Source organism: Aeromonas sp. CU5, from assembly GCF_002586745.1.
Taxonomy (GTDB): Bacteria; Pseudomonadota; Gammaproteobacteria; order Enterobacterales; family Aeromonadaceae; genus Aeromonas; species Aeromonas sobria.
This window is the reverse complement of sequence record NZ_CP023817.1, coordinates 4045802-4066904: the sequence shown is the minus strand read 5'-3', so window position 1 is coordinate 4066904 and position 21103 is coordinate 4045802. Positions and strand designations below refer to the sequence as shown.

Annotated in this window: 22 protein-coding genes and 1 tRNA gene; 13 read left to right on the top strand and 10 right to left on the bottom strand. The window is 59.5% G+C overall.

From position 1 onward, the window contains the following. Positions 1–173 precede the first annotated feature (173 nt). Together greB and CK911_RS18310 are read left to right on the top strand one after the other, a co-directional pair. Positions 174–647 carry a transcription elongation factor GreB gene (gene greB, locus CK911_RS18315; protein WP_068978209.1) on the top strand — a complete coding sequence of 158 codons (474 nt, stop codon included), beginning with the start codon at positions 174–176 and terminating at the stop codon, positions 645–647. Between the two features lie 266 nt (positions 648–913). Next, positions 914–3226 carry a Tex family protein gene (locus CK911_RS18310; RefSeq protein WP_098971757.1) on the top strand — a complete coding sequence of 771 codons (2313 nt, stop codon included), beginning with the start codon at positions 914–916 and terminating at the stop codon, positions 3224–3226. Positions 3227–3282: 56 nt separating this feature from the next. On the opposite strand, the gene CK911_RS18305 is transcribed toward CK911_RS18310, so the two are convergent. From CK911_RS18305 to bioH, 4 genes are all read right to left on the bottom strand, one after another. Next, complete coding sequence (locus tag CK911_RS18305; RefSeq protein ID WP_068978207.1) at positions 3283–3561, bottom strand: hypothetical protein; 279 nt, start codon at positions 3559–3561, stop codon at positions 3283–3285. An 86-nt stretch (positions 3562–3647) separates the two neighbouring features. Continuing rightward, entirely contained in the window at positions 3648–4418 is a 771-nt protein-coding gene (locus CK911_RS18300) for a putative metalloprotease CJM1_0395 family protein (protein WP_098971755.1), read from the bottom strand. Position 4419: 1 nt separating this feature from the next. Next, positions 4420–4653, bottom strand: a complete 234-nt coding sequence (locus CK911_RS18295; protein WP_098971753.1) for a flagellar biosynthesis protein FlgE — start codon at positions 4651–4653, stop codon at positions 4420–4422. Positions 4654–4724: 71 nt separating this feature from the next. Next, positions 4725–5489, bottom strand: coding sequence for a pimeloyl-ACP methyl ester esterase BioH (bioH, locus tag CK911_RS18290; protein ID WP_098971751.1), 765 nt, complete (start codon positions 5487–5489; stop codon positions 4725–4727). A gap of 38 nt (positions 5490–5527) precedes the next feature. Here bioH and CK911_RS18285 point away from each other — a divergent pair, with 38 nt between their 5' ends. Then, positions 5528–6256: a ComF family protein gene (locus CK911_RS18285; protein ID WP_098971749.1), complete on the top strand. Its 729-nt coding sequence runs from the start codon at positions 5528–5530 to the stop codon at positions 6254–6256. A gap of 81 nt (positions 6257–6337) precedes the next feature. After that, positions 6338–6916: a Fe-S biogenesis protein NfuA gene (gene nfuA, locus CK911_RS18280; RefSeq protein WP_042019334.1), complete on the top strand. Its 579-nt coding sequence runs from the start codon at positions 6338–6340 to the stop codon at positions 6914–6916. 329 nt (positions 6917–7245) lie between these two features. Here the strand turns inward: nfuA and pntB are convergent, their stop codons facing one another. The 3 genes from pntB to yqhD all read right to left on the bottom strand — a co-directional run bounded on the left by pntB (position 7246) and on the right by yqhD (position 11937). Beyond that, positions 7246–8730 (bottom strand): Re/Si-specific NAD(P)(+) transhydrogenase subunit beta, encoded by a 1485-nt coding sequence (gene pntB, locus CK911_RS18275; protein WP_042018262.1) that lies wholly within the window; start codon positions 8728–8730, stop codon positions 7246–7248. Positions 8731–8741: 11 nt separating this feature from the next. Further along, positions 8742–10265, bottom strand: a complete 1524-nt coding sequence (locus tag CK911_RS18270; protein WP_098971747.1) for a Re/Si-specific NAD(P)(+) transhydrogenase subunit alpha — start codon at positions 10263–10265, stop codon at positions 8742–8744. 508 nt (positions 10266–10773) lie between these two features. Then, the gene (gene yqhD / locus CK911_RS18265; RefSeq protein WP_098971745.1) at positions 10774–11937 is read right to left on the bottom strand and encodes an alcohol dehydrogenase; all 1164 of its coding nucleotides are present in this window, start codon (positions 11935–11937) and stop codon (positions 10774–10776) included. A 157-nt stretch (positions 11938–12094) separates the two neighbouring features. Between yqhD and CK911_RS18260 the strand changes: the two genes are divergently transcribed. Together CK911_RS18260 and CK911_RS18255 are read left to right on the top strand one after the other, a co-directional pair. Next, complete coding sequence (locus CK911_RS18260; protein WP_098971743.1) at positions 12095–12997, top strand: AraC family transcriptional regulator; 903 nt, start codon at positions 12095–12097, stop codon at positions 12995–12997. A 17-nt stretch (positions 12998–13014) separates the two neighbouring features. Then, on the top strand, positions 13015–13527 hold the full coding sequence (locus CK911_RS18255) for a lipocalin family protein (protein WP_098971741.1): 513 nt from the start codon (positions 13015–13017) through the stop codon (positions 13525–13527). Positions 13528–13760: 233 nt separating this feature from the next. Here the strand turns inward: CK911_RS18255 and CK911_RS21255 are convergent, their stop codons facing one another. After that, the gene (locus tag CK911_RS21255; protein WP_157774570.1) at positions 13761–13991 is read right to left on the bottom strand and encodes a hypothetical protein; all 231 of its coding nucleotides are present in this window, start codon (positions 13989–13991) and stop codon (positions 13761–13763) included. 72 nt (positions 13992–14063) lie between these two features. Between CK911_RS21255 and CK911_RS18250 the strand changes: the two genes are divergently transcribed. The 4 genes from CK911_RS18250 to CK911_RS18235 are packed head-to-tail and all read left to right on the top strand — an operon-like array spanning position 14064 to position 16805. After that, entirely contained in the window at positions 14064–14759 is a 696-nt protein-coding gene (locus CK911_RS18250) for a DUF969 domain-containing protein (RefSeq protein ID WP_042018459.1), read from the top strand. Further along, positions 14759–15682: a DUF979 domain-containing protein gene (locus CK911_RS18245; protein WP_098971739.1), complete on the top strand. Its 924-nt coding sequence runs from the start codon at positions 14759–14761 to the stop codon at positions 15680–15682. The genes CK911_RS18250 and CK911_RS18245 overlap by 1 nt, the downstream gene beginning before the upstream one ends. 14 nt (positions 15683–15696) lie before the next feature. Then, positions 15697–16344 (top strand): pyroglutamyl-peptidase I, encoded by a 648-nt coding sequence (gene pcp, locus CK911_RS18240; RefSeq protein ID WP_253860343.1) that lies wholly within the window; start codon positions 15697–15699, stop codon positions 16342–16344. Beyond that, positions 16341–16805, top strand: a complete 465-nt coding sequence (locus CK911_RS18235; RefSeq protein ID WP_098971734.1) for a gamma-glutamylcyclotransferase — start codon at positions 16341–16343, stop codon at positions 16803–16805. The genes pcp and CK911_RS18235 overlap by 4 nt, the downstream gene beginning before the upstream one ends. Before the next feature lie 71 nt (positions 16806–16876). Here the strand turns inward: CK911_RS18235 and CK911_RS18230 are convergent, their stop codons facing one another. Continuing rightward, a complete protein-coding gene (locus CK911_RS18230) occupies positions 16877–18769 on the bottom strand; it encodes a methyl-accepting chemotaxis protein (protein WP_098971732.1) in 1893 nt (630 codons plus the stop codon). Positions 18770–19088: 319 nt separating this feature from the next. Next, a tRNA-Trp gene (locus tag CK911_RS18225) sits at positions 19089–19165 on the bottom strand. A 201-nt stretch (positions 19166–19366) separates the two neighbouring features. Here CK911_RS18225 and CK911_RS18220 point away from each other — a divergent pair. From CK911_RS18220 to pyrB, 3 genes are all read left to right on the top strand, one after another. Beyond that, entirely contained in the window at positions 19367–19909 is a 543-nt protein-coding gene (locus CK911_RS18220) for a hypothetical protein (protein WP_098971730.1), read from the top strand. Positions 19910–20007: 98 nt separating this feature from the next. Then, entirely contained in the window at positions 20008–20202 is a 195-nt protein-coding gene (locus CK911_RS21400; RefSeq protein ID WP_139730017.1) for a hypothetical protein, read from the top strand. Next, positions 20183–21103: an aspartate carbamoyltransferase gene (pyrB, locus tag CK911_RS18215; protein WP_005339735.1), complete on the top strand. Its 921-nt coding sequence runs from the start codon at positions 20183–20185 to the stop codon at positions 21101–21103. Before CK911_RS21400 ends, pyrB begins: the two co-directional genes overlap by 20 nt.

Below are 21103 nucleotides of genomic sequence, written 5' to 3'. Positions count from 1 at the left end.
ACCGGTTATTACCCATCCCGAGAGCGTGACGGCCATCAAGTCAGCGCGCTGGCCAGCCCACCCCAGGATGGAGCCAGCCAAGCCCCCACGATTTACCTCGACAGCAAGAGTGCAAAAGCTAATATTCTCGGGCAGTTAGCTCCCCCTCCCCCTTTGACCAGGTCACAGATCCCATGAAGACAAAGCTGATCACCCGCGAAGGCTACAACAAGCTCAAAGATGAGCTCGATTTTCTGTGGCGTCAGGAGCGCCCCGAGGTCACCAAGAAGGTGGCATGGGCCGCCAGCCTGGGAGATCGCAGCGAAAATGCCGACTACCAGTACAACAAGAAGCGGCTGCGGGAGATCGACCGGCGGGTACGCTATCTGCGCAAGTGCCTCGAAGAGCTGGGGATCGTCGACTATGCCCCTGCCCAGGAGGGCAAGGTGTTCTTCGGTGCCTGGGTCGAGGTGGAGAACGACGAAGGTGAGACCAAGCGCTTTCGCATCGTCGGCTATGACGAGATCTTCGAGCGCAAGGATTACATCTCCATCGACTCCCCCATGGCCCGCGCCCTGCTCAAGAAAGAGGTCGGGGATGAGGCCGTGGTGCCTACGCCAGTTGGTGACGCCTGCTGGTATATCAACGAGATCAGCTACCCCAAATAAGGCACCTTCACGCCACCGCACACTCCCCAACTGGCGGGCGACCTACAAGCCGAGCCGCCGATTCGGGATGGAAACAGCACCCTCTGTCGGGACTGGCATCCCGCAGCCCGACCCCATATAGTGCTCACACTCGGCGCCTTGTGGCGCCAACCGGCACGCGCGGCAGTGGCCTGGTGGTACCTTGAGTTCCGCCAGGATAGACCCCCCTGTACGGCGATATCGCCCCGCGCCAATCCGTTGACCAGGACCCGACCAAGAGATCTTCGATGCAAAGCCACGTAATAGAACATCAGATTGCCGGTGAGCTCAATGCTCGCCCGGAACAGGTGCAGGCTGCAGTGCGCCTGCTGGATGAAGGCTCGACCGTGCCCTTTATCGCCCGTTACCGTAAAGAGGTGACCGGGGGTCTGGACGACAGCCAGCTGCGTACTCTGGAGAGCCGCCTCGGCTATCTGCGTGAGCTGGAAGATCGCCGCAAGGTGATCATTCGCTCCATCGAGGAGCAGGGCAAGCTGACCCCCGAGCTGGCCCGCGAATTGAACGGTGCAGACAGCAAGACCCGGCTGGAAGATCTCTACCTCCCCTACAAACCCAAACGCCGCACCAAGGGACAGATGGCCATTGAAGCCGGGTTGGAGCCGCTGGCCAATCTGCTACTCAGCGACCCGATGCAGGATCCCGAGCAAGCGGCTGCCGCCTTCCTCAATGCCGAACAGGGCATTGCCGACAGCAAGGCCGCCCTCGATGGCGCCCGCTACATCCTGATGGAGCGCTTCGCCGAGCAGGCCGATCTGCTGGAAAAGCTGCGCGACTACCTGTGGCAACACGCCACCCTGCGAGCACGCGTGGTGACCGGCAAGGAGCAGGAAGGGGCCAAATTCAAAGACTACTTCGAACATGACGAACCGCTGCACAAAGCGCCCTCTCACCGGGTGCTGGCCATGCTGCGCGGACGTAACGAGGGGATCCTCAATCTGGCGCTGGTGACGGGCGAGGAGACAAGTGCCAGCCCCTGCGAAGGGATCATCGCCCACCACCTCAAGCTCAATCTACAAAACCGCCCGGCCGACAAGTGGCTGCAAGGGGTGGTTAGCTGGACATGGAAGATCAAGCTCTCCCTGCAGATGGAGACCGAACTGGTCGGCCGCATCCGCGAATCGGCAGAGGACGAGGCAATCAAGGTGTTTGCCATGAACCTCAAGGATCTGCTGATGGCGGCCCCGGCCGGTATGCGCTGTACCATGGGGCTGGATCCCGGCATCCGTACCGGGGTCAAGGTGGCTGTGGTGGATGCCACCGGCAAGCTGGTCGATCACGCCACCATCTATCCGTTCGAACCGAAACGCCAGATTGATCAGAGCCTCAAGACCCTGAGCGAGCTGTGCCAGAAACACAAGGTCGAGCTTATCAGCATCGGCAACGGCACCGCCTCGCGGGAGACCGACCGACTGGTCAGCGATCTGTTCGAACGCTACCCCGCCGCCAAGGCGCAGAAGATAGTGGTGAGCGAAGCGGGGGCCTCGGTCTACTCCGCCTCGGAACTTGCCTCTCAGGAGTTCCCGGATCTCGACGTGTCGATCCGCGGTGCCGTCTCCATCGCCCGCCGCCTGCAGGACCCGCTGGCCGAGCTGGTCAAAATCGACCCCAAGAGTATCGGGGTCGGCCAGTACCAGCACGACGTCGGCCAGAGCCAGCTGGCCCGCAGACTGGATGCGGTGGTCGAGGATTGCGTGAACGCGGTCGGGGTGGATGTGAATACCGCCTCGGTCGCCCTGCTCAACCGGGTTTCCGGCCTCTCCCAGACCCTGGCCCAGAACATTGTTGCCTATCGGGATGAACACGGCGCCTTCAAGAGTCGTCAGCAGTTACTCAAAGTGAGCCGGCTCGGCCCCAAGGCATTCGAGCAGTGCGCTGGTTTTATGCGGATCCGCGACGGCAGCAACCCCCTCGACAGCTCGGCGGTCCACCCGGAGTCCTATCCGGTGGTGGAGCGGATCCTCGCCAAGCTGGCACAAACCGTGGACAGCCTGCTCGGCAATAGCGGTCTGTTGCGCAGTCTCAAGCCTGCCGACTACACCGACGCGCAGTTCGGCATACCCACAGTGACCGATATCATCGGCGAGCTGGACAAGCCGGGCCGCGATCCGCGCCCCGAGTTCAAAACCGCGACTTTCAAAGAAGGGGTGGAGAAGATCAGCGACCTGGTGCCCGAAATGGTGCTGGAAGGGGTGGTCACCAACGTCACCAACTTCGGCGCCTTCGTCGATATCGGTGTCCATCAGGATGGGCTGGTGCACATCTCATCCCTGACCGACCGTTTCATCAAGGATCCCCGCGAGGTGGTCAAGGCGGGTGACATTGTGCGGGTCAAGGTGCTGGAAGTGGACGCCCCGCGCAAGCGGATCAGCCTGACCATGCGGCTCGACGAGAAAGCGGGGCAACCCGCCCGCAAACCGGCGCAATCGCGCACGTCGGATGCCTCCAACAACAGACCCAAGCCTGAGTCGCGCCCAAACGCACCCGTCGGCGGCGCCATGGGCAACGCCTTCGCCGCTGCCCTCTCCAAGACCAGGAAATAACTCCCTCAGTAATGAAAAAGCCCCGCAAGGGGCTTTTTTAACAGTAAAGATCCGGCTCATTGAGCAAGGGCAGCAAGAATGCTCTCGGGCTCGCCATGCTGTGCCAACACTCCCCGCAGACGATTGAATGCCTTGCAGGCCTCCTGCGGATACTTGCCATAAGAGACGACGCCGGTGTGGCTCCAACCAGCCGCCAGCATCACTTTTTTCTTGAAATGGGTTCCTTCGGTTCCCCCTCCTCCAAGCTGCATCAGAAATTGTTCCATCTGCAGGTGAGGTGGCGGCACACGGGAGAAGGTGGTGAAATCTTCCGCTTTGACTTCATCGAAATGCATGACAGCTCCTGTGAAATAGTGATGGGCCTGATCTTCAGGTTAGTTGTAAAACACTTACCACTCGATGAAAGTTTGGCGAGACAGACTCAGATATGCAGGCTGAGGGACTTGGTAGCGGCCGGACTGACGGCCTGTTGATAGTGGCCCGCGATGACGCTGTTGCGCTTGTCCATATAGGCACTCAACACGCCACCCGATTTCGCGCTCTGCTCGGCCATCAACTCTTTGCGCGCCTTGGCTTCACTCGCAGCGGCACTGCGCGCGACCGACAGGTCTTGAGCAGAGGGCTCGGCCGGCGCCAGCGCCGCAGAGCGGATCTGCTGCATCTTGGCGATGGTAGCGGCGGGGTCGCCGGGCACAGCGCTGGTATCGATCTGAACTTCACCGCCCGTCGCGTAACGCTTGCCATCCGGGCCTTGAGTAAACTGGTAGGTTGGAGAGCTGGCATGCTCGCCACCCGCGGACTGGTGAGCCTGCTCGTGAGTGCGTACCTCCTTGTCCCGATCAACCAGATCCTGAACCTGCTGCTCTTGCCGCTGTTGCTGTTCCTGCTGTTTGGGATCTTGCTGCTTGCGCTGCCCCTCTTCACCGGTCGCTTCGACAAAACGGTAATCCAGAGGGTTTTGCACCGCAGGCTGATTGCCATCACGGCTACCTTGGGTCGCCGGATTACTGTTGGCCGCCTGACTGGCTTTGGATTTCTCTTTCTGGGAGCCGACTTCAGATTCGGCACTGGATGCTTGACCCGAACGGGCCTGCGGGATCAGCTCTGCCCGGCGATTATCCGTCCTGGCCGCTTCCACCTGGGGTTGCAGCTGCGTAGGGATAAGGGGGGGCAGACTGACATTGATGTTCATCTCACACCCGGATGTCGATCAGGGTTCCCATCACATCGCTGGCGGTCTGCACTACCTTGGCGGAAGCGCCAGCCTGCTGTTCGGCCACCTTGAGATTGACGAGCTCATCGGTCACTTGCACCTGATCCCTACTGGGGGTATTGAGGCGGGCGATCTGATTGGATGCCTTGTCGGCAATCTGCTCGGCTCGCTGAAATCCCTGTACCCCACTGTTGAAGGCTGAATCAATACGCATGATGTTACTCCTCTGGTCACAGCTTAATTATCCGCCAGACCAGAGGATTTATGAAGCCTGCAGGCTATTTTTTAGCCAACAAAATCTCTAACGATTTCAATGAATTTGTCAGGGTGGGAAATAAAGGGTGCGTGTGAGGCTTTGTTAAGAGTCACGCTGTGGCTGGCAGGGTAGAGATTGTCCAGCAGGGGAATGGCCGCCTTGGGTACCAATGAATCCAGTCGGCCATAGATCCGCAACCAGGGCAGATCCAGCCCGCGTAGCGGTTCGCGCAGGTCAATGTCGGCCAACAATGTCAGCCCGGCCTCGAGTGCGGCAAACTGGGGCGCCGGGCGCTCGGCCAGCCAGTGGCGCAACTGGCGGATATCGTCCCGGGCATGTTCGCTGCCCATCGCCTGGATCGCCAGAAAACGCTCTATGGTCTGACGAAAATCCCCCGCCAGCATCTGGTTGAAGCCGGTCAGCACCTTGGGGGCAATCCCCGGCCACTCGTCGCGAGCCATGAAACAGGGGGAGCTGGCCACGGTGATCAGGGAGTGCAGCCGCTCGGGATGGGTCAATGCCAACTGGCTTGCCACCAGACCGCCGAGCGACCAGCCAAGCAGATGGCACTTATCCGGCAAGATGGCGGCCACCTGCTCGGCAAGCCAGGGCAGGCTGTAATCCACCTCGTCTGCCAGCTGACTGTTGCCAAAGCCGGGCAAGTCCACCAGATGAACCCTGTAGTGGGCCGCCAACTGTTGGGCAATCCCATGCCACACCGCGCCGTTCATGCCCCATCCGTGCAACAGAACCAAATCGGGCCCCAGGCCAAACTGCTCTACCGATATGCTCATCTAGACTCAAGATCCCTGTTCATGCTCTTGGGGTCAGCATGTTAAAGCGACTGCTCGCTAAAGCAAGTCCACTGCTCGGCAGCCACGACGACTGGCAAGGTAGCTGCCTGCTCTGCCATCAGCCTTGCGACAACGAGCCCCTGCTCTGCAGCTGGTGTCGGCAGTCACTGCACCAGTCCCAGCCCAAATGCCGCCTCTGCGCCGCGCCGCTGGCTGACCATATAGAAGAGAGCATACCTGTCTGCGGCCGCTGCCAGCACAGGCCTCCCCCTTGGGAGCGGTTGCAAGTGATCGGCGACTACCAGGCCCCCTACCCCATGCTGATCCCACGGCTCAAATATTCTGGCCAGATCCTGCTGGCGCCATTGCTTGCCCGCCTGTTGGCCGATCATCTGGATAGCAGCGATCCCCCTGAGGCGATCATTCCTGTTCCCCTGCACTGGTGGCGAAAATGGCGACGGGGTTTCAATCAAGCGGAGGAGATAGCGCAAACCCTTGGCGAGCTCACCGGCATCCCCTGCGACAACACTCTATTGCAGCGCATCAAGGCGACCCCGCAGCAAACAACTCTCAGCGCCGGGCAGCGGCGGCGCAATCTGCGCGGGGCATTCAGTATCCAACCTCACCAGTACCGCCACGTCGCGCTACTCGATGATGTGGTGACCACTGGTGCCACCGCAGGCCAGCTTACCCGCGTGCTCCATGAGAGCGGTATCACAAAGGTAGAAGTGTGGGCAATCTGTCGTACCCTCCGGCACAGCAAGTAGCCATCGCCATGGCTACCCAAGCATTAATAACCGCGTTATCATGAATACCCTAGTCGTACACTCAGGTTTATGAGGATAGTGATGATCAGCATTTCCGACGCCGCCCAGGCCCATTTCCGTAAACTTCTGGAAAAACAGCCTGATGGCACCAACATCCGGGTGTTTGTGGTCAATCCGGGAACCCAGAATGCCGAGTGTGGCGTATCTTATTGCCCACCCGATGCAATGGATCCGGAAGATCAAACCCTGCCCTTCAGCGGTTTCGACTGCATGGTCGATACCTTGAGCGCCCCCTATTTGATCGATGCCACCATCGACTTCGTCACCGATCAGATGGGATCCCAGCTGACCCTGAAAGCCCCCAATGCCAAGATGCGTAAAGTGGCCGATGATGCACCACTGATCGAGCGTATCGAGTATGTGCTGATGTCCGAGGTCAACCCCATGTTGGCAGGTCACGGTGGCAAGGTCACCCTGGTCGAACTGACCGATGACAAACTGGCTATTCTGCAGTTTGGCGGCGGCTGCAACGGTTGCTCCATGGTCGATTACACCCTCAAAGAAGGGATCGAGAAGCAGTTGCTAGAAAAATTCCCGGGCGAGCTCAACGGCGTAAAAGACGCGACCGAGCATCAACGCGGCGACCACTCCTACTATTGATCAGCCCCGTTTGCGCGGCCCCACCATCCTGAGGCTGATGCCTACGCGCATATGAGCAACGTCTGTTTGCTGTAAAAAATCCGGCACCAATGAATGGGTGCCGGATTTTTTAATGCCCATGGCGCCATTCTGAAACGACGTTATGAGCGCTACTGGCACTCGATATGAGCCCCCTGCCACCTCGTTACCCCTGAATACTCTTCTCACCAAGTCATGAGGCTGACAGATCACCACGCCAGTTAACCAACGGCCCATAAAAAATGCCAGTCAGCGTTAACTGACTGGCATCAAGGCCGAAGCCTGTTTGAGGTGCGATACCTGACGGGTGCTTACAGCGCCTTGAGGATCGCCTCGACGCTGGCCTTGGCATCGCCAAACAGCATCTGGGTATTCTCTTTGAAGAACAGCGGGTTCTGGACACCGGCATAGCCAGTGTTCATGGAGCGCTTGAAGCCGATGACGTTCTGCGCCTTCCACACTTCCAGTACCGGCATGCCGGCGATCGGGCTGCCCGGATCTTCCATCGCAGCCGGGTTAACGGTGTCGTTGGCACCGATCACCAGCACGGTATCGGTATCGGTGAAGTCGTCGTTGATCTCGTCCATTTCCAGCACGATGTCATACGGGACTTTCGCTTCCGCCAGCAGCACGTTCATGTGGCCTGGCAGACGACCGGCAACCGGATGGATACCGAAACGCACCTTGATGCCGCGATCACGCAGCTTCTGGGTGATTTCAGCCACCGGATACTGGGCCTGCGCCACCGCCATGCCGTAGCCCGGGGTGATGATGACAGAGCTGGAGTTCTTCAGCAGATCAGCCACTTCCTCGGCGCTAGTTTCGCGGTATTCACCCATCTCCTGGTCAGCCGTAGAGGCCACGCCGTCGGAGCCGAAGCCACCGGCGATGACGGAGATAAAGGAGCGGTTCATCGCCTTACACATGATGTAAGAGAGGATCGCACCGGAAGAACCTACCAGCGCACCCACCACGATCAGCAGGTCGTTGGAGAGCATGAAGCCCGCCGCCGCCGCCGCCCAACCGGAGTAGGAGTTGAGCATGGAGACCACTACCGGCATGTCGGCACCACCGATGGAGGCAACCAGATGCCAGCCGAAGGCGAAGGCGATCAGGGTCATCACCAGCAGGGCGAAGGTAGAACCACCCGCGTTGACGAAGTAGACCATCAGCGCCAGAGAGGCGACCACCGCCAGCAGGTTCAGCTTGTGGCGGTGCGGCAGCATCAGTGGCTTGGAGGAGATCAGACCGCGCAGTTTGCCGAAGGCAACCACGGAACCGGTGAAGGTCACGGCACCGATGAAGACGCCCAGGAAGATCTCGACCAGGTGGATGTTCAGCATGGCGCCGGTGAGGTGCTCGACCTGGGCGACGCTGGCCGCCTGTTCGAACGCCGCACGGGCGGCTGCCAGTGTCGCATCCAGATTGGAACCGACGGACACCACCACTTCAGCAGGGGCAGAGGGGTGCAGATCGATGAAGCTGTTGACGCCCACCAGCACCGCGGCCATACCGACGAAGCTGTGCAGCACGGCTACCAGCTCGGGCATCTCGGTCATCTCGACCTTGAGTGCCAGACGCACGCCGATGGCACCGCCGATCACCATGGCCAGGATGATCCAGTGCACGCCACTGGTCTCCGGGTTGAATACGGTGGCGAGCAGGGCGATAGCCATACCCGCGATACCGAACAAGTTGCCATGCTTGGCCGTTTCTTGCTTCGACAGTCCCGCGAGACTGAGGATGAAGAGCACGGCGGCAACGATATAGGATGCTGTTACCAGTCCTTGAGACACGTTAAACCCCCTTAATCCTTACGGAACATCTTCAGCATGCGCTGGGTGACGGTGAAGCCACCAAAGATGTTGATACTGGCAATCAGCACAGCGACAAACGAGAGCGCAGTGACGAGCGTAGAACCCTGACCAATTTGCAACAGGGCACCGACCACGATAATGCCGGAGATGGCATTGGTGACCGACATCAGCGGCGTATGCAGGGAGTGGGAGACGTTCCACACCACGTAGTAACCGACCACACAGGCCAGAATAAATACGGTAAAGTGAGAGAGGAACGCGGCAGGTGCCACCGAGGCGATCCAGCCAAAGGCCGCGATGCCGAGGGCGCCAAACACAAACTTCTTGTTGGAAGGTTGCTTTGCTTCGGCCTTCTTGATCGGGGCTGCCACAGGTTTCTGCGGTGCGGCAGAGACAGCGATGGCGGGCGGCGGGAAGGTCACTTCACCGGCCTGGATCACCGTCATGTTGCGCTGAACCACGTCTTCGGAGTTGATGGCTACGTTGCCGTCCTTCTCCTTGCACATCAGCTTCATCAGGTTGACCAGGTTGGTACCGTAGAGCTGGGAGGATTGGGCAGGCAGGCGACCCGGCAGATCGGTGTAACCGATCACCTTGACGCCGTTGGGGGTGACGAACAGCTCGGTCGGCTTGGTGTATTCACAGTTGCCGCCGGTTGCTGCAGCCAGGTCCACGATGACGGAACCCGGCTTCATGCTGTCGACCATCTCCTTGGTAATCAGCTTGGGAGCCGGACGACCAGGGATCAGGGCGGTGGTGATGATGATGTCCACCTCTTTGGCCTGCTGGGCAAACAGCGCCATCTCGGCTGCGATGAACTCATCAGACATGACCTTGGCATAACCATCGCTGGATGCGCCGTCTTCACCACCGAAGTCCAGCTTGAGGAATTCCCCACCCATGGATTCGATCTGCTCGGCTACTTCCAGACGGGTATCGAACGCCCGCACGATGGCACCGAGGGAACCGGCAGTACCGATGGCAGCCAGACCGGCTACGCCGGCACCGATCACCAGCACCTTGGCAGGTGGCACTTTACCGGCTGCGGTGATTTGACCGGTAAAGAAGCGACCGAACTGGTGCGCAGCTTCAACCACGGCGCGATAGCCACCGATGTTGGCCATGGAGGAGAGGGCATCGAGGGACTGGGCACGGGAGATCCGCGGCACCATATCCATCGCCATCACATTGATGTTGCGCTCGGACAGCTTCTTGACCAGCTCAGGGTTCTGGGCAGGCCAGATGAAGCTCACCAGAGTGGCACCATCTTTAATTTGTGCGATCTCGGCATCGGTCGGTGCATTGACCTTGAAGATAAGGTCGGCTTGCCAGACGCTCGGCACCACGCTGGCACCGGCAGCCTCGAAGGCGGCATCATCGAAGCTGGCCAACTGGCCTGCGCCGGACTCGATGGCGACCTCGAAGCCGAGCTTTTTCAGCTGCTCGACGGTAGCCGGGGTCGCTGCGACCCGGGTCTCACCGGCGAGACTCTCTCTCGGTATTCCAATCTGCATGACTATTCCCTGATGGTTAATAAACAATCGCTGCCCAGTGTCTCACTTCTGATGAAACAAGACATGACCAAAGTGCAGGTCCAGGGCTCTTTGTTATGAAAATCAGTAGGCTTTACCTCAACCTCCTGTCATGGTCAGGCCCCCCGCTTTTCAGGCGCGAAGGTGATTAGTATCAAATTTTGGAGTTTTATTACAACCGCAGTCCCGACGGCACTCGTACAGAATTCAGCCCATCCCAGGCTACGATTAAAAAAAACAAACCAAATTAGAGGCTTATACCAGTAAAAACGGCTGAAAAAAGTGATCCAACCAGTCAAAAAAAATGTTTTACCGGCCCTCTATCTTAGCGTTTTTTGTTCTTACGAAATTCGCTTTCGTCTCACTAATCGTCTCGAAATGCCCAGAAGTAACATTTTCTCAACAAAAACGGGGCCACCTCGCCGCCAGATGGCGGGAGACGGCCCCGACAATTCAATCGTTTCGCCCCTGTGGCGCCGATTGACGGCCCTTACCAGGCAGCTTGATAAATATGCTGGCTCTGCACCAGATCGATATCGCCGTGCTCGCCCAGACGGGTCATGCCGTGCTCACCCAGCTTGCCGATCAGGGTATCGATACCCAGATCTTTCAGACCATAGTCACGCAGTCGGGTCTTGACCCCCATCCGCTCGAAGAAGTCACGGGTTGCGGCGATGGCATCGTCGATGCGCTCAGCTTCGCTGCCGCTGCGCAGACCCCACACCCGCTCTGCATATTGCAGCAGCTTGGCATGCTTCTGTTTACGCTTGGCCTGCAACAGAGCGGGCAGTACCGCCGCCAGGGTCTGGGCATGGTCGAGACCATGCAGGGCAGTCAGTTCATGACCCAGCATGTGGGTGGCCCAGTCCTGCGGCACACCGGCACCGATCAGACCATTCAGCGCCATGGTGGCGCTCCACATGATGTTGGCGCGCACCTCGTAGTTTTGCGGCTCGGCCAGCGCCTTGGGGCCCTCTTCGATCAGGGTCAGCAGCAAGCCTTCGGCGAAGCGATCCTGCACCTTGGCATTGACCGGATAGGTGAGGTACTGCTCCACGGTATGAACGAAGGCATCCACCACCCCGTTTGCCACCTGACGCTCGGGCAGGGTGTAGGTGAGCACCGGATCCAGCACGGCGAAGCGCGGCATCACGAACGGCGAGAAGAAATGCACCTTGTCGCCACTGCTGCGACGGGTGATGACGGCGCCCATGTTCATTTCGGAACCAGTCGCCGGCAAGGTCAGCACTGAACCCAGCGCAATGGCGGAGCGCACTTCGCTGCCGACGGTCTCGAGAATGTGCCAGGGCTCTTTGGCCAGATCGTAGTGCGCGGCAGCGGCGATAAACTTGGTGCCATCGAGCACGGAACCGCCGCCAACGGCGAGCAGGAAGTCGACCCGCTCGGCACGGGCCAGCTCAACGGCACCCATCAGGGTCTCGTAGGCCGGGTTGGGTTCGATGCCACCAAATTCAAACAGGGTCATGCCAGCCAGTTTGCTGCGGATCTGCTCCAGCAGGCCGCTGCGCACCACACTGCCACCGCCATAGGTGATCATGACGCGGGCGTCGCTCGGGAGCTGCTCGCGCAACTGGGCGATCTGCCCTTGGCCGAACAGGATTTTGGTCGGGGTATGGAGCGTAAAGTTGTTCATCGACATTGCCTTCTTCTGATAGTCAGGGCGGCCAGGCCGCGAAATCGTGATTGCATTTTTCTCCAGAACCACCCTACCATCAAGACAACATCCTGCTTGATTCTTGCCTATTTCTACAAAGCAGCGAAAACCGGAACAGTTGAGTCAAAGAGCGCCCATGCAAAACCGTTACAGCGACCTCGCCGCCAGAGTGACCCGCCACGTCACCGCCCCCGGCATCACCCCCTCCCCAGTGGAGCAGGTGAATTTCATCTATACCACCGAGTACCACGGCCGCACCCCGGTGCTCTACCAGCCGCGGATGATCGTGATCCTGCAGGGGCACAAGGTGGGTTATCTGGCGGATCAGGTGTTTCGCTACGACCCCAACCACTACCTGCTGATGACCTTGCCGCTGCCCTGCGAGTGCGAGTGTTTCGCCTCCCCCGAGCAGCCGCTTATCGGTTTTACCATCGAGATCAACATGGTCACCCTGCAAGAACTGCTGCTGGAGCTGGGAGACGCCCTGCCCGCTCCCGCCCCGCAGAAGAGCGGCGTCCTCTCGGTGCCCCTGTCGGAGGCGATGTTCTGCGCCGCCGAGCGACTGATCGATCTGATGGACAACCCGCTGCACGCCAAGGTGCTGGGGCCGCAGACGGTGCGGGAGATGCTGTTCCACGCCCTCATCGAGGGGGGCGGCCCCGCCTTGCAGGCGCTCGCCAATCGCCACAACCATGTGGGCCAGATCGCCCGGGTTCTGCGTATGATAGAGTCCCGTTATGCCGACAACCTCACCATGGAGGAGCTGGCGCGGGAGGTGAACATGAGCGTCTCCGCCTTTCACCACCACTTCAAGGCGGTCACGGCCACCTCGCCGCTGCAGTACATCAAGTCGTTTCGCCTGCACAAGGCGCGAATGATGATGCTGCACGACGGCATCAAGGCGGGCACCGCGGCGGCCAGAGTCGGTTACGAGAGCAACTCCCAGTTCAGCCGGGAGTACAAGCGCTTCTTCGGCAGCACGCCGACAGATCAGGCCTCCCGCTTTCGGGATGGCCAGCTGCGCATCATCGAGGGATAACTAGAGAGGGATTACCTATGCGTTCACTACTTTGCCTGTTCACCGCTTTGCTACTGACGGCCTGTACCGGGATTGCCGACGGCATCCGCCCCGTCACCGGCTTTCAGCTCGATCGCTATCTCGGCACCTGGTACGAAATCGCCCGCCTCGACCACAGCTTCGAGCGGGGGCTGGAGCAGGTGAGCGCCACCTACAGCCTGCGGGACGATGGCGGCGTCAAGGTACTCAACCGCGGCAAACAGAGCGATGGCAGCTGGCGCGAGGCCGAGGGCAAGGCCTACTTCGTCGGCAACCCGGATGAGGCACGGCTCAAGGTGAGCTTCTTCGGCCCCTTCTACGGCGGCTACAACGTCATCGATCTTGACCCCGACTACCAGCTCTCGCTGGTGACCAGCTACAACCACGACTACCTCTGGATCCTCGCCCGCTCCCCCAATCCGCCCAAGGAGAAGGTGGACGCGCTGATCGCCAAGGCCAAGGGGCTGGGCTTTGCCACCGACCAGCTGATTTGGGTCAAGCAGACCCCTTGAAGCCGAACGGGGAGCCCTGCTGGCTCCCCGTTTTTTTCAACCTCCCCCGCCTTTGCCCCCATCCTTGCTGCAAACCGCTCCGATTCACACCCTGCCTGGCTGCTGCGCACTGCCGGTTTTAGTGCGTTGAATTACCCTCTTCGGTCAACCCAGATTCATGACGACAGCGCGCACCGATTAACCACCAGATTCACAACCTCTATATGACAGTACACCAACATATCGCCAGATTATTAACAGATACCTATAGATGAAAATGAAAAGACAACACCAGATATCGGCATAACCACTATTTTCACGGCCAACAGAAATATATTCCCCGCACCGCCAAATGGTGTTGCAGAAAGGGACTGATATGAGCCTTTTATATTCTCCTTTCGCTTTAAATCTGCACAACAAACCAGCAAACAGACTTCAGAAAACCCCAAACGACGCCGCTTTAACTGATTAATTGTTGCCATCATTTTTGTTCGGTGATAAACAGCTAATCATTTAAAAATTACTCATAAATATTCAAATAGAGAGAGGTGGTCAATTTGGAATGGATTAAACTGAGCGGCATACTCATTATCTTGCTAGGTTTTTACTTCAGGCTCGATACCCTGGCCGTCGTGCTGGTCGCCGCAGTCACTACCGCCCTGGTCTCCGGTCTCTCCTTTACTGAATGCCTCTCCCTGCTGGGTGAAGCCTTCGTCTCCAACCGCATGGTGACGCTGTTTTTGCTGACCCTGCCGATGATCGGCATCTGCGAACGCTACGGCCTCAAGCAGCAGGCAGTCACCCTGATCGAGCGGATCAAGAAGCTCACCCCGGGCAAGTTCATGACCCTCTATATGTTTATCCGCGAGCTGGCCGGTCTCTTCTCGGTGCGGGTACAGGGCCATACCCAATTTATTCGTCCGCTGGTCAACCCGATGACTCAGGCTGCCGCCAGCAAGGTGCATGGCAAATTAAGCGAAGAGGACGAGGAATATATCAAGGCGCGGGTCTCCGCCACCGAAAACTATGGCAACTTCTTTGCCCAAAATACCTTCGTCGCCTCCGCCGGGGTATTGCTGATTGTCGGCACTTTCGACTCGCTGGGATATAACGTCTCTGCCGTCGATATTGCCAAAGCATCCATGCCGATTGCCATCATAGCCCTGTTTATGGTCGCCGCCTCCAATATGTGGTACGACCGTCAGATGGCCAAAAAATATGCATCGAGTAATAGCAAGGGAGGTCAACAGTAATGGCTGCACTCATCCCCAATTTGCTCGAATTCTTCTATGTGCTGATCGGCGTCATTCTCTTTAGCAGCGCCTGGCGCGTCCTGCGTGATGCCAATCACCCGGCCAAAATTGGTACCGCCCTGTTCTGGACCATCCTGGGGGTGCTGTTCGCCTTTGGTAGCTATATCCCCAACATGATCAACGGGATGCTGATCCTCGCCATGGGGGTCATCACCCTGTTCAAGCAGGTGAAGATCGGCAAGCTGGAGCAGGCGAGCGAGGAGGAGTCCCAGCGCCACGCCAACCGCATCGGCAACCGGATCTTCCTGCCCTGCGTGTTGCTGGCGCTGCTGGCGGTAGTGATCGCCCAGTTCACGCCGCTCGGCGGTCAGGTCGGTATCGGTCTGGCGGCGGTGATCGCCTTCGTCATCACTGTGCTGCTGACCCGCGCCACCCCCTCCACCGTGGTGGGCGACTCGGACCGGATGATCCAGCAAGTGGGCATCACCGGCATCCTGCCCCAGTTGCTGGCCGCCCTCGGGGTGATCTTCAACACGTCCGGCGTCGGCGATGTCATCTCCCACGGGATCTCCACCGTGGTGCCGATGGGCAGCCCCTTCGTCGGGGTGGTGGCCTACTGCCTCGGCATGATGGTCTTCACCATGATCATGGGCAACGCCTACGCCGCCTTCACCGTCATCACCGCAGGGATCGGCATTCCCTTCGTGGTCGCGCAAGGGGGTGATCCGGTGATCGCCGGTGCACTGGCCATGACCGCCGGTTTCTGCGGCACCCTGATGACCCCCATGGCCGCCAACTTCAATGCCCTGCCCGCCGCCCTGCTGGAGATGAAGGATCTCAACAAGGTGATCAAGGTGCAGGTGCCGATGGCGCTGACCCTGGTGCTGATCCATATCGCCCTCATGTACTACTGGGCATTTTGAGAATTCGGGAGACGATGATGAAAGTTCTGATTACCGGTTTTGACCCCTTCGGCGGCGAGCCCATCAACCCGGCGTGGGAGGCGGTGAAACGCCTGCCGGACACCATTCTGGATGCCACCGTGATCAAGGCGCAGATCCCCACCGTATTCGGCAAGTCGGCTACCCTGCTGGCGGCGCTGATGCACCAGCACCAGCCGGATGTGGTGATCAACGTCGGTCAGGCGGGCGGTCGCTTCGCCATTACCCCGGAGCGGGTCGCCATCAACCTCGACGACGCCCGCATCCCCGACAACGAGCAGCAACAGCCCATCGATGAAGTGATTCAGGCCGATGGCGCTCCGGCCTACTTCTCCCGTCTGCCCATCAAGGGGATGGTGCAGCACATCAAGGAGAACGGCATTCCGGCTGCGGTCTCCAACACCGCAGGCACCTTCGTCTGCAACCACATCATGTATCAGTTGCACTACCTGATCGAAAAAGAGTTCCCGGCGGTGCGCGGTGGCTTTATCCACGTCCCCTACATCACCGAACAGGTGGCGGACAAGGTGAACCAGCCCTGCCTCGCCATGAGCGACATCACCCGTGCACTGACCCTGGCCATCGAGGCGGTGGTACTGCAGCAGGATGGCGACCTCAAGATCGTGGGCGGCGAGATCTCATGAGCCTCGGCCAGCCACGCCCGTTGTTCGTCTATGGCAGTCTGATGGACGGGCTCTTCAACTACCGGCGCTATCTGGCCGCTCATGTGAGCCAGCCGCCACGACGCGCCCGGGTGCGCGGCGCCCTCTATCACCTGCAGCACAAGGGCTATCCGGCCCTGCTGCAGGGGGAGGACTGGGTCTATGGCGAGCTGTTTATGCTGGACGACTTCCCCGCCGCCATCGCGGCGCTGGACGAGATGGAGAACTTCCACGGCGAGGATGATCCCCAGAGCGAATATCTGCGCCAGCTGGTCGAGGTGGAGATCTTCGACCCGCAGCAAGGGCGCTATGTCGGTCAGCAGCTGGCCTACCACTACCGCTACGTGGTGCAGCACGACCCCCAGTGGCAGCAGGGCAAGCACTACCTGCCCGACGGCAACTGGCGCGCCTTCCATCTGGCGCAGCTGGAGAGCGCCGCCTGACGGCCACCGGCAATAAATAAACAAAGGACAGCCCGCGGGCTGCCCTTTCTGTTGCTGGAGTGGCGGGATGATCAGAGCCGGAAGCGGCCAATCTCCTGCTCCAGTCGCTCGGTCAGTGACTTGAGTTCGGCTGCCTGCGCCGCCTCGTTGCCCGCCTGCTCAGCCAGCTCTTGCGAGACGTGGCGGATATTCTCGGTATTGCGGCTGATCTCGCCGGTCACCGAGGTCTGCTCCTCGGCCGCCGCCGCGATCTGGGTCGCCATGTCGCTGATGGAACCGATCGCCTCGTTGATCCGGCCAAGGCTCTGGTTGGCCGCTTCCGCATCCTCCACGCTGGTGCCTGCCAGCTGACGGCTGGTCTCCATGCCACCCACGGCGCGACGGGTAGTCTGCTGCAGGGTTTCGATCATCTGCTGGATCTCGTCGGTGGAGTCGTGGGTACGGCGCGACAGCACCCGCACCTCATCCGCCACCACCGCAAAGCCACGGCCCTGCTCACCGGCCCGGGCCGCTTCGATGGCGGCGTTGAGCGCCAGCAGGTTGGTCTGCTCGGCGATGCCGCTGATGGTAGCCAGAATGCCGCTGATCTTCTGGGCATGGCTGTCGAGCTCGTTGATCACCTGACTGGCATCGGCCACTTCGTCCGCCAGACCGGTAATACTGCGCTGACTCTGGCCAACCTGGGATTGACCGGCGACCGCCAGTGCAACCGCATCGGTGGCGGTGGCGGCGGCAAACTCGGCGTTGCCAGCGATCTCCTGAGTGGCGGAGGCCATCTCGGTCACCGCGGTCGCCACCATCACGATCTCGTCCTGCTGCTGACGCACCCGCTGACTGCGGGCTTGCGCCCCGGCCGCCTGGGTACGGGACTGGGCCGCCAGCTCGACGGTCACATCCCGCAACCGGCTGACTATACCGTGCAGCCGCGCCACGAACTGGTTGAAGTTCTGGGCCAGCTGACCCACCTCATCCTTGCTGTGGGTATTGATGTGAACGGTGAGATCCCCCTCGCCGTGGGCGATGTCGTGCAGGGCGTGCGCCACCCGACCGAGATCGGCGAACAGGTATTTGAAGGTGGCGGTGAGCAGGGCGCTGAACACCAGCATCAGCACCAGCGTCAGCCCCACCAGCTGCCACAGCAGGTTGCTGAGCGGCGCCTCCAGCACATCGCGATACATCACCATGGCCAGCAGCCAGTCGGTGCCCGCTACCGGTTGTACCGCCAGCAGCACATCCCGCCCGTCGATAGTGGCAGCGTGCAGCGCGCTGTTTTCGCGACCCCACTGCAGGAAGGTGGCGGCAGAGAGTCCCGGCGCCAGCTCGGCGATGGGCTTGAGCGCCAGATCCTTCTGCGGATGGCCGACGATGAGGCCGCTGCTGTCGAGCAGCATGGCATAGCCCTCACCCTGTACCTTCATCGCCAGCACTTCATCGATCAGCTTGTCGAGCGCCAGATTGGCCCCCACGGCACCGACCAGCTCGCCCTGATGGCGCACCGGCTCGGAGAGGGTGACCACCAGCTTCTGCATGGTGACGCTGACATAGGGGGCTGTGACGATCAGCTGCCCCGCCTTCACCGCATCCTGATACCAAGGGCGCTCGCGCGGGTCATAGTTGCCGGTGTTGAGGGAAGGGTCCTGCCGAGTCATCACCCCCTGCGCGGAACCGAAATAGGTAAGACCAAAGCTGCCGGAGGTATAGGCCTGCTTCAGGTGTGGCACCAGTTCGGCTTGCGGGTTGTTGCTGATCAGGTTGACCAGCGCGTGGACCGTGTTCTTGCGATCCGCCATCCAGTCGCCGATCGCCACCGAGTAAGCGTGACCATAGTTGACCGCCTCGCTCTGAATGGCGCTCATGGTGCGGGATTTGAGGGTGTGAAAGGCAACGATGCCGAGCAGTGATGCCATCAGCAGCACCACGCCAAGACTGGTGGCCAGCAGCTTGCCGCGCAGAGAGAGGGTCATGACGACGAATCCTTGTTGTTGTGTCAGGCAGGGAAAACCCCGTGAGATCTGGGCTATCGGCCGCAATATGAACAGACTTTAGTGAATCTGTATATTTTTACATCTATCAACAACAGGAACCGCTGCAAGCTGTAGGGAGATCACTATTCCATGCTATTCAGTGCCGAATAAGTGCCGAAGTAATCAGATCGAAGGGCAAAGGCCATACCCCGCGAACCACTGGTCAGGGGAAATGATCAATAACAAAGAGGGGCAACAGCGCAGGAGGGAAATGTCAGAAATGCGAAAGGCCAGCTCAATGAGCTGGCCTTTCTGAAAATGGCAGGGGCGGCAGGACTCGAACCCGCAACCATCGGTTTTGGAGACCGCTGTTCTACCAATTGGAACTACGCCCCTGCAACAAACGAGGCGAATTATACAAAGTGAGGGTCAAAGGTAAAGGCTTTTTTTGCACTTTCAGTGTGATTGAACAATTCCCGAACAGGCTGTGGCTATTTGTGCAGCAAACCAGGATAACTTGCTGTATTTGCAGCCCTGTCGGGGTAGGAATGGGACATAAATGGGGGTAGGGTGAAATCAGGTACCGGGAGGCCACTTATGCTCAATTACCGATTACTCCAACAACTGGCGCCCCTCAACTTCAGGGATGAGCGCAAGACAGAGTCCCTGCCCGCCTATCTTGAACGGGTCGCGCCGCTGGTGCCCTTTATTCCTGAAAATGTGCTCTCCCAGTGGATTTACCGTCATTGGCGCGGTTTTGAGTCCAACTGGAGCTTTATCGATCTCGCCAGCCATCAGTTCAGCTGCGAAAGCTGGCCCACCGCACAACTGGTAGATCAGGTAGGCTCCCGCCATATGGAGGTGATCGAGCGCTGGGGGGAGATGCTGCGCAGCAACCGCTATGTGCGCCGCTCCTGGCTCGGCGAGAAGATGCTGAGCGAAGGCAGCTGGCCCGAACCTGTCATAGTGCTGGCGCCAGCCGAGGGGAGCAGTTACCCGAACGGGCAACCGCTACCGCAACCCTACTGCCTGCTGGAAGGGCACCACAGACTCGGTTATTTGCGCGCCATGGCCCGCGATGGGGAACCGCTGCAAGAGACGCACAGGGTGTGGATTTGTCGTCCTGTTCCCGCCACTTAAACGTTTTTCATGCTGAAATTGGCATCATAAATAAAATTTTGACAATTAAAAAAGCGGCCCTATAATCTGTCCGGTTTGAAAAAGGTCGGGACGAGACGATGCAGTTTTTGATTCAGAAAACAGCCTTGCAGACGGGTGGTGCGCACCAGAGCGGCCCCGTTGTTTCCAGTTCCCACCCCAAGGATCCCCAGTTATTTTTAAAAAAAGCCCCTGTTTCAGGGGCTTTTTTTTGTGCCCGAAAAACCTCCAATGATGTCAAAGGGAATGCAGACGATGACCAATCCACTCTATAAGAAACATGTCATCTCCATTTCGGACCTGACCCGGTCAGAAATGGAACTGGTAGTCTCAACCGCACAACGGTTGAAGGCTGAACCTGACACCAGCCTGTTGAAAGACAAGCTGGTTGCCAGCTGCTTCTTCGAAGCCTCCACCCGCACCCGCCTCTCGTTCGAGACCGCGGTCCAGCGCCTCGGCGGCAACATCATCGGCTTCGCCGACGGTGGCAACACCAGTGCCAAGAAAGGCGAGACGCTGGCTGACTCCATCAAGATCATCGGCTCCTACTCGGATGCGGTGGTGATGCGCCACCCGAAAGAGGGCGCGGCCCGTCTGGCCTCCGAGTTCTCCCGGGTACCGGTCATCAACGGCGGCGACGGCTCCAACCAGCATCCGAGCCAGACCCTGCTCGACCTGTTCACTATCCATGAGACCCAGGGTCGTCTGGACAACCTCAACGTCGCCTTCGTCGGTGACCTGAAATATGGCCGCACCGTGCACTCGCTGGCCCAGGCTCTCAGCCTGTTCAACTGCCGCTTCTTCTTCATCTCCCCGGAAGCGCTGGCGATGCCGGACTACATCTGCGAAGAGCTGGAAGAGAAAGGCATCCAGTTCAGCGTCCACCAGACCATGGAAGAGGTGATGCCGGAGCTGGACATCCTCTACATGACCCGCGTCCAGAAAGAGCGCTTCGACGAGACCGAATACAAGCACATGGCTGCCAAGTTCATTCTGGAGCTGGCGACTCTGGAAGGAGCCAAGCCCACCATGAAGATCCTGCATCCCTTGCCCCGCGTCGACGAGATCGATGTAGCGGTCGACAAGACCCCCCACGCTTGCTACTTCCAGCAGGCGGAGAACGGGGTCTATGCACGCCAGGCGCTGCTGGCACTGGTACTGAACGAAACTGTCTGA

Bases quoted from the DNA above. Each gene is read 5' to 3' on its own strand.
- CK911_RS18255 (WP_098971741.1), top strand. From the start codon at position 13,015: ATGCGTTCACTACTTTGCCTGTTCACCGCTTTGCTACTGACGGCCTGT.
- pyrB (WP_005339735.1), top strand. From the start codon at position 20,183: ATGACCAATCCACTCTATAAGAAACATGTCATCTCCATTTCGGACCTG.
- pcp (WP_253860343.1), top strand. From the start codon at position 15,697: ATGATGAAAGTTCTGATTACCGGTTTTGACCCCTTCGGCGGCGAGCCC.
- CK911_RS18260 (WP_098971743.1), top strand. From the start codon at position 12,095: ATGCAAAACCGTTACAGCGACCTCGCCGCCAGAGTGACCCGCCACGTC.
- bioH (WP_098971751.1), bottom strand. From the start codon at position 5,489: ATGAGCATATCGGTAGAGCAGTTTGGCCTGGGGCCCGATTTGGTTCTG.
- CK911_RS18300 (WP_098971755.1), bottom strand. From the start codon at position 4,418: ATGAACATCAATGTCAGTCTGCCCCCCCTTATCCCTACGCAGCTGCAA.
- greB (WP_068978209.1), top strand. From the start codon at position 174: ATGAAGACAAAGCTGATCACCCGCGAAGGCTACAACAAGCTCAAAGAT.
- CK911_RS18270 (WP_098971747.1), bottom strand. From the start codon at position 10,265: ATGCAGATTGGAATACCGAGAGAGAGTCTCGCCGGTGAGACCCGGGTC.
- CK911_RS18230 (WP_098971732.1), bottom strand. From the start codon at position 18,769: ATGACCCTCTCTCTGCGCGGCAAGCTGCTGGCCACCAGTCTTGGCGTG.
- CK911_RS21400 (WP_139730017.1), top strand. From the start codon at position 20,008: ATGCAGTTTTTGATTCAGAAAACAGCCTTGCAGACGGGTGGTGCGCAC.
- CK911_RS18310 (WP_098971757.1), top strand. From the start codon at position 914: ATGCAAAGCCACGTAATAGAACATCAGATTGCCGGTGAGCTCAATGCT.
- CK911_RS18220 (WP_098971730.1), top strand. From the start codon at position 19,367: ATGCTCAATTACCGATTACTCCAACAACTGGCGCCCCTCAACTTCAGG.
- CK911_RS18305 (WP_068978207.1), bottom strand. From the start codon at position 3,561: ATGCATTTCGATGAAGTCAAAGCGGAAGATTTCACCACCTTCTCCCGT.
- CK911_RS21255 (WP_157774570.1), bottom strand. From the start codon at position 13,991: ATGATGGCAACAATTAATCAGTTAAAGCGGCGTCGTTTGGGGTTTTCT.
- nfuA (WP_042019334.1), top strand. From the start codon at position 6,338: ATGATCAGCATTTCCGACGCCGCCCAGGCCCATTTCCGTAAACTTCTG.
- yqhD (WP_098971745.1), bottom strand. From the start codon at position 11,937: ATGAACAACTTTACGCTCCATACCCCGACCAAAATCCTGTTCGGCCAA.
- CK911_RS18295 (WP_098971753.1), bottom strand. From the start codon at position 4,653: ATGCGTATTGATTCAGCCTTCAACAGTGGGGTACAGGGATTTCAGCGA.
- CK911_RS18245 (WP_098971739.1), top strand. From the start codon at position 14,759: ATGGCTGCACTCATCCCCAATTTGCTCGAATTCTTCTATGTGCTGATC.
- CK911_RS18285 (WP_098971749.1), top strand. From the start codon at position 5,528: ATGTTAAAGCGACTGCTCGCTAAAGCAAGTCCACTGCTCGGCAGCCAC.
- CK911_RS18235 (WP_098971734.1), top strand. From the start codon at position 16,341: ATGAGCCTCGGCCAGCCACGCCCGTTGTTCGTCTATGGCAGTCTGATG.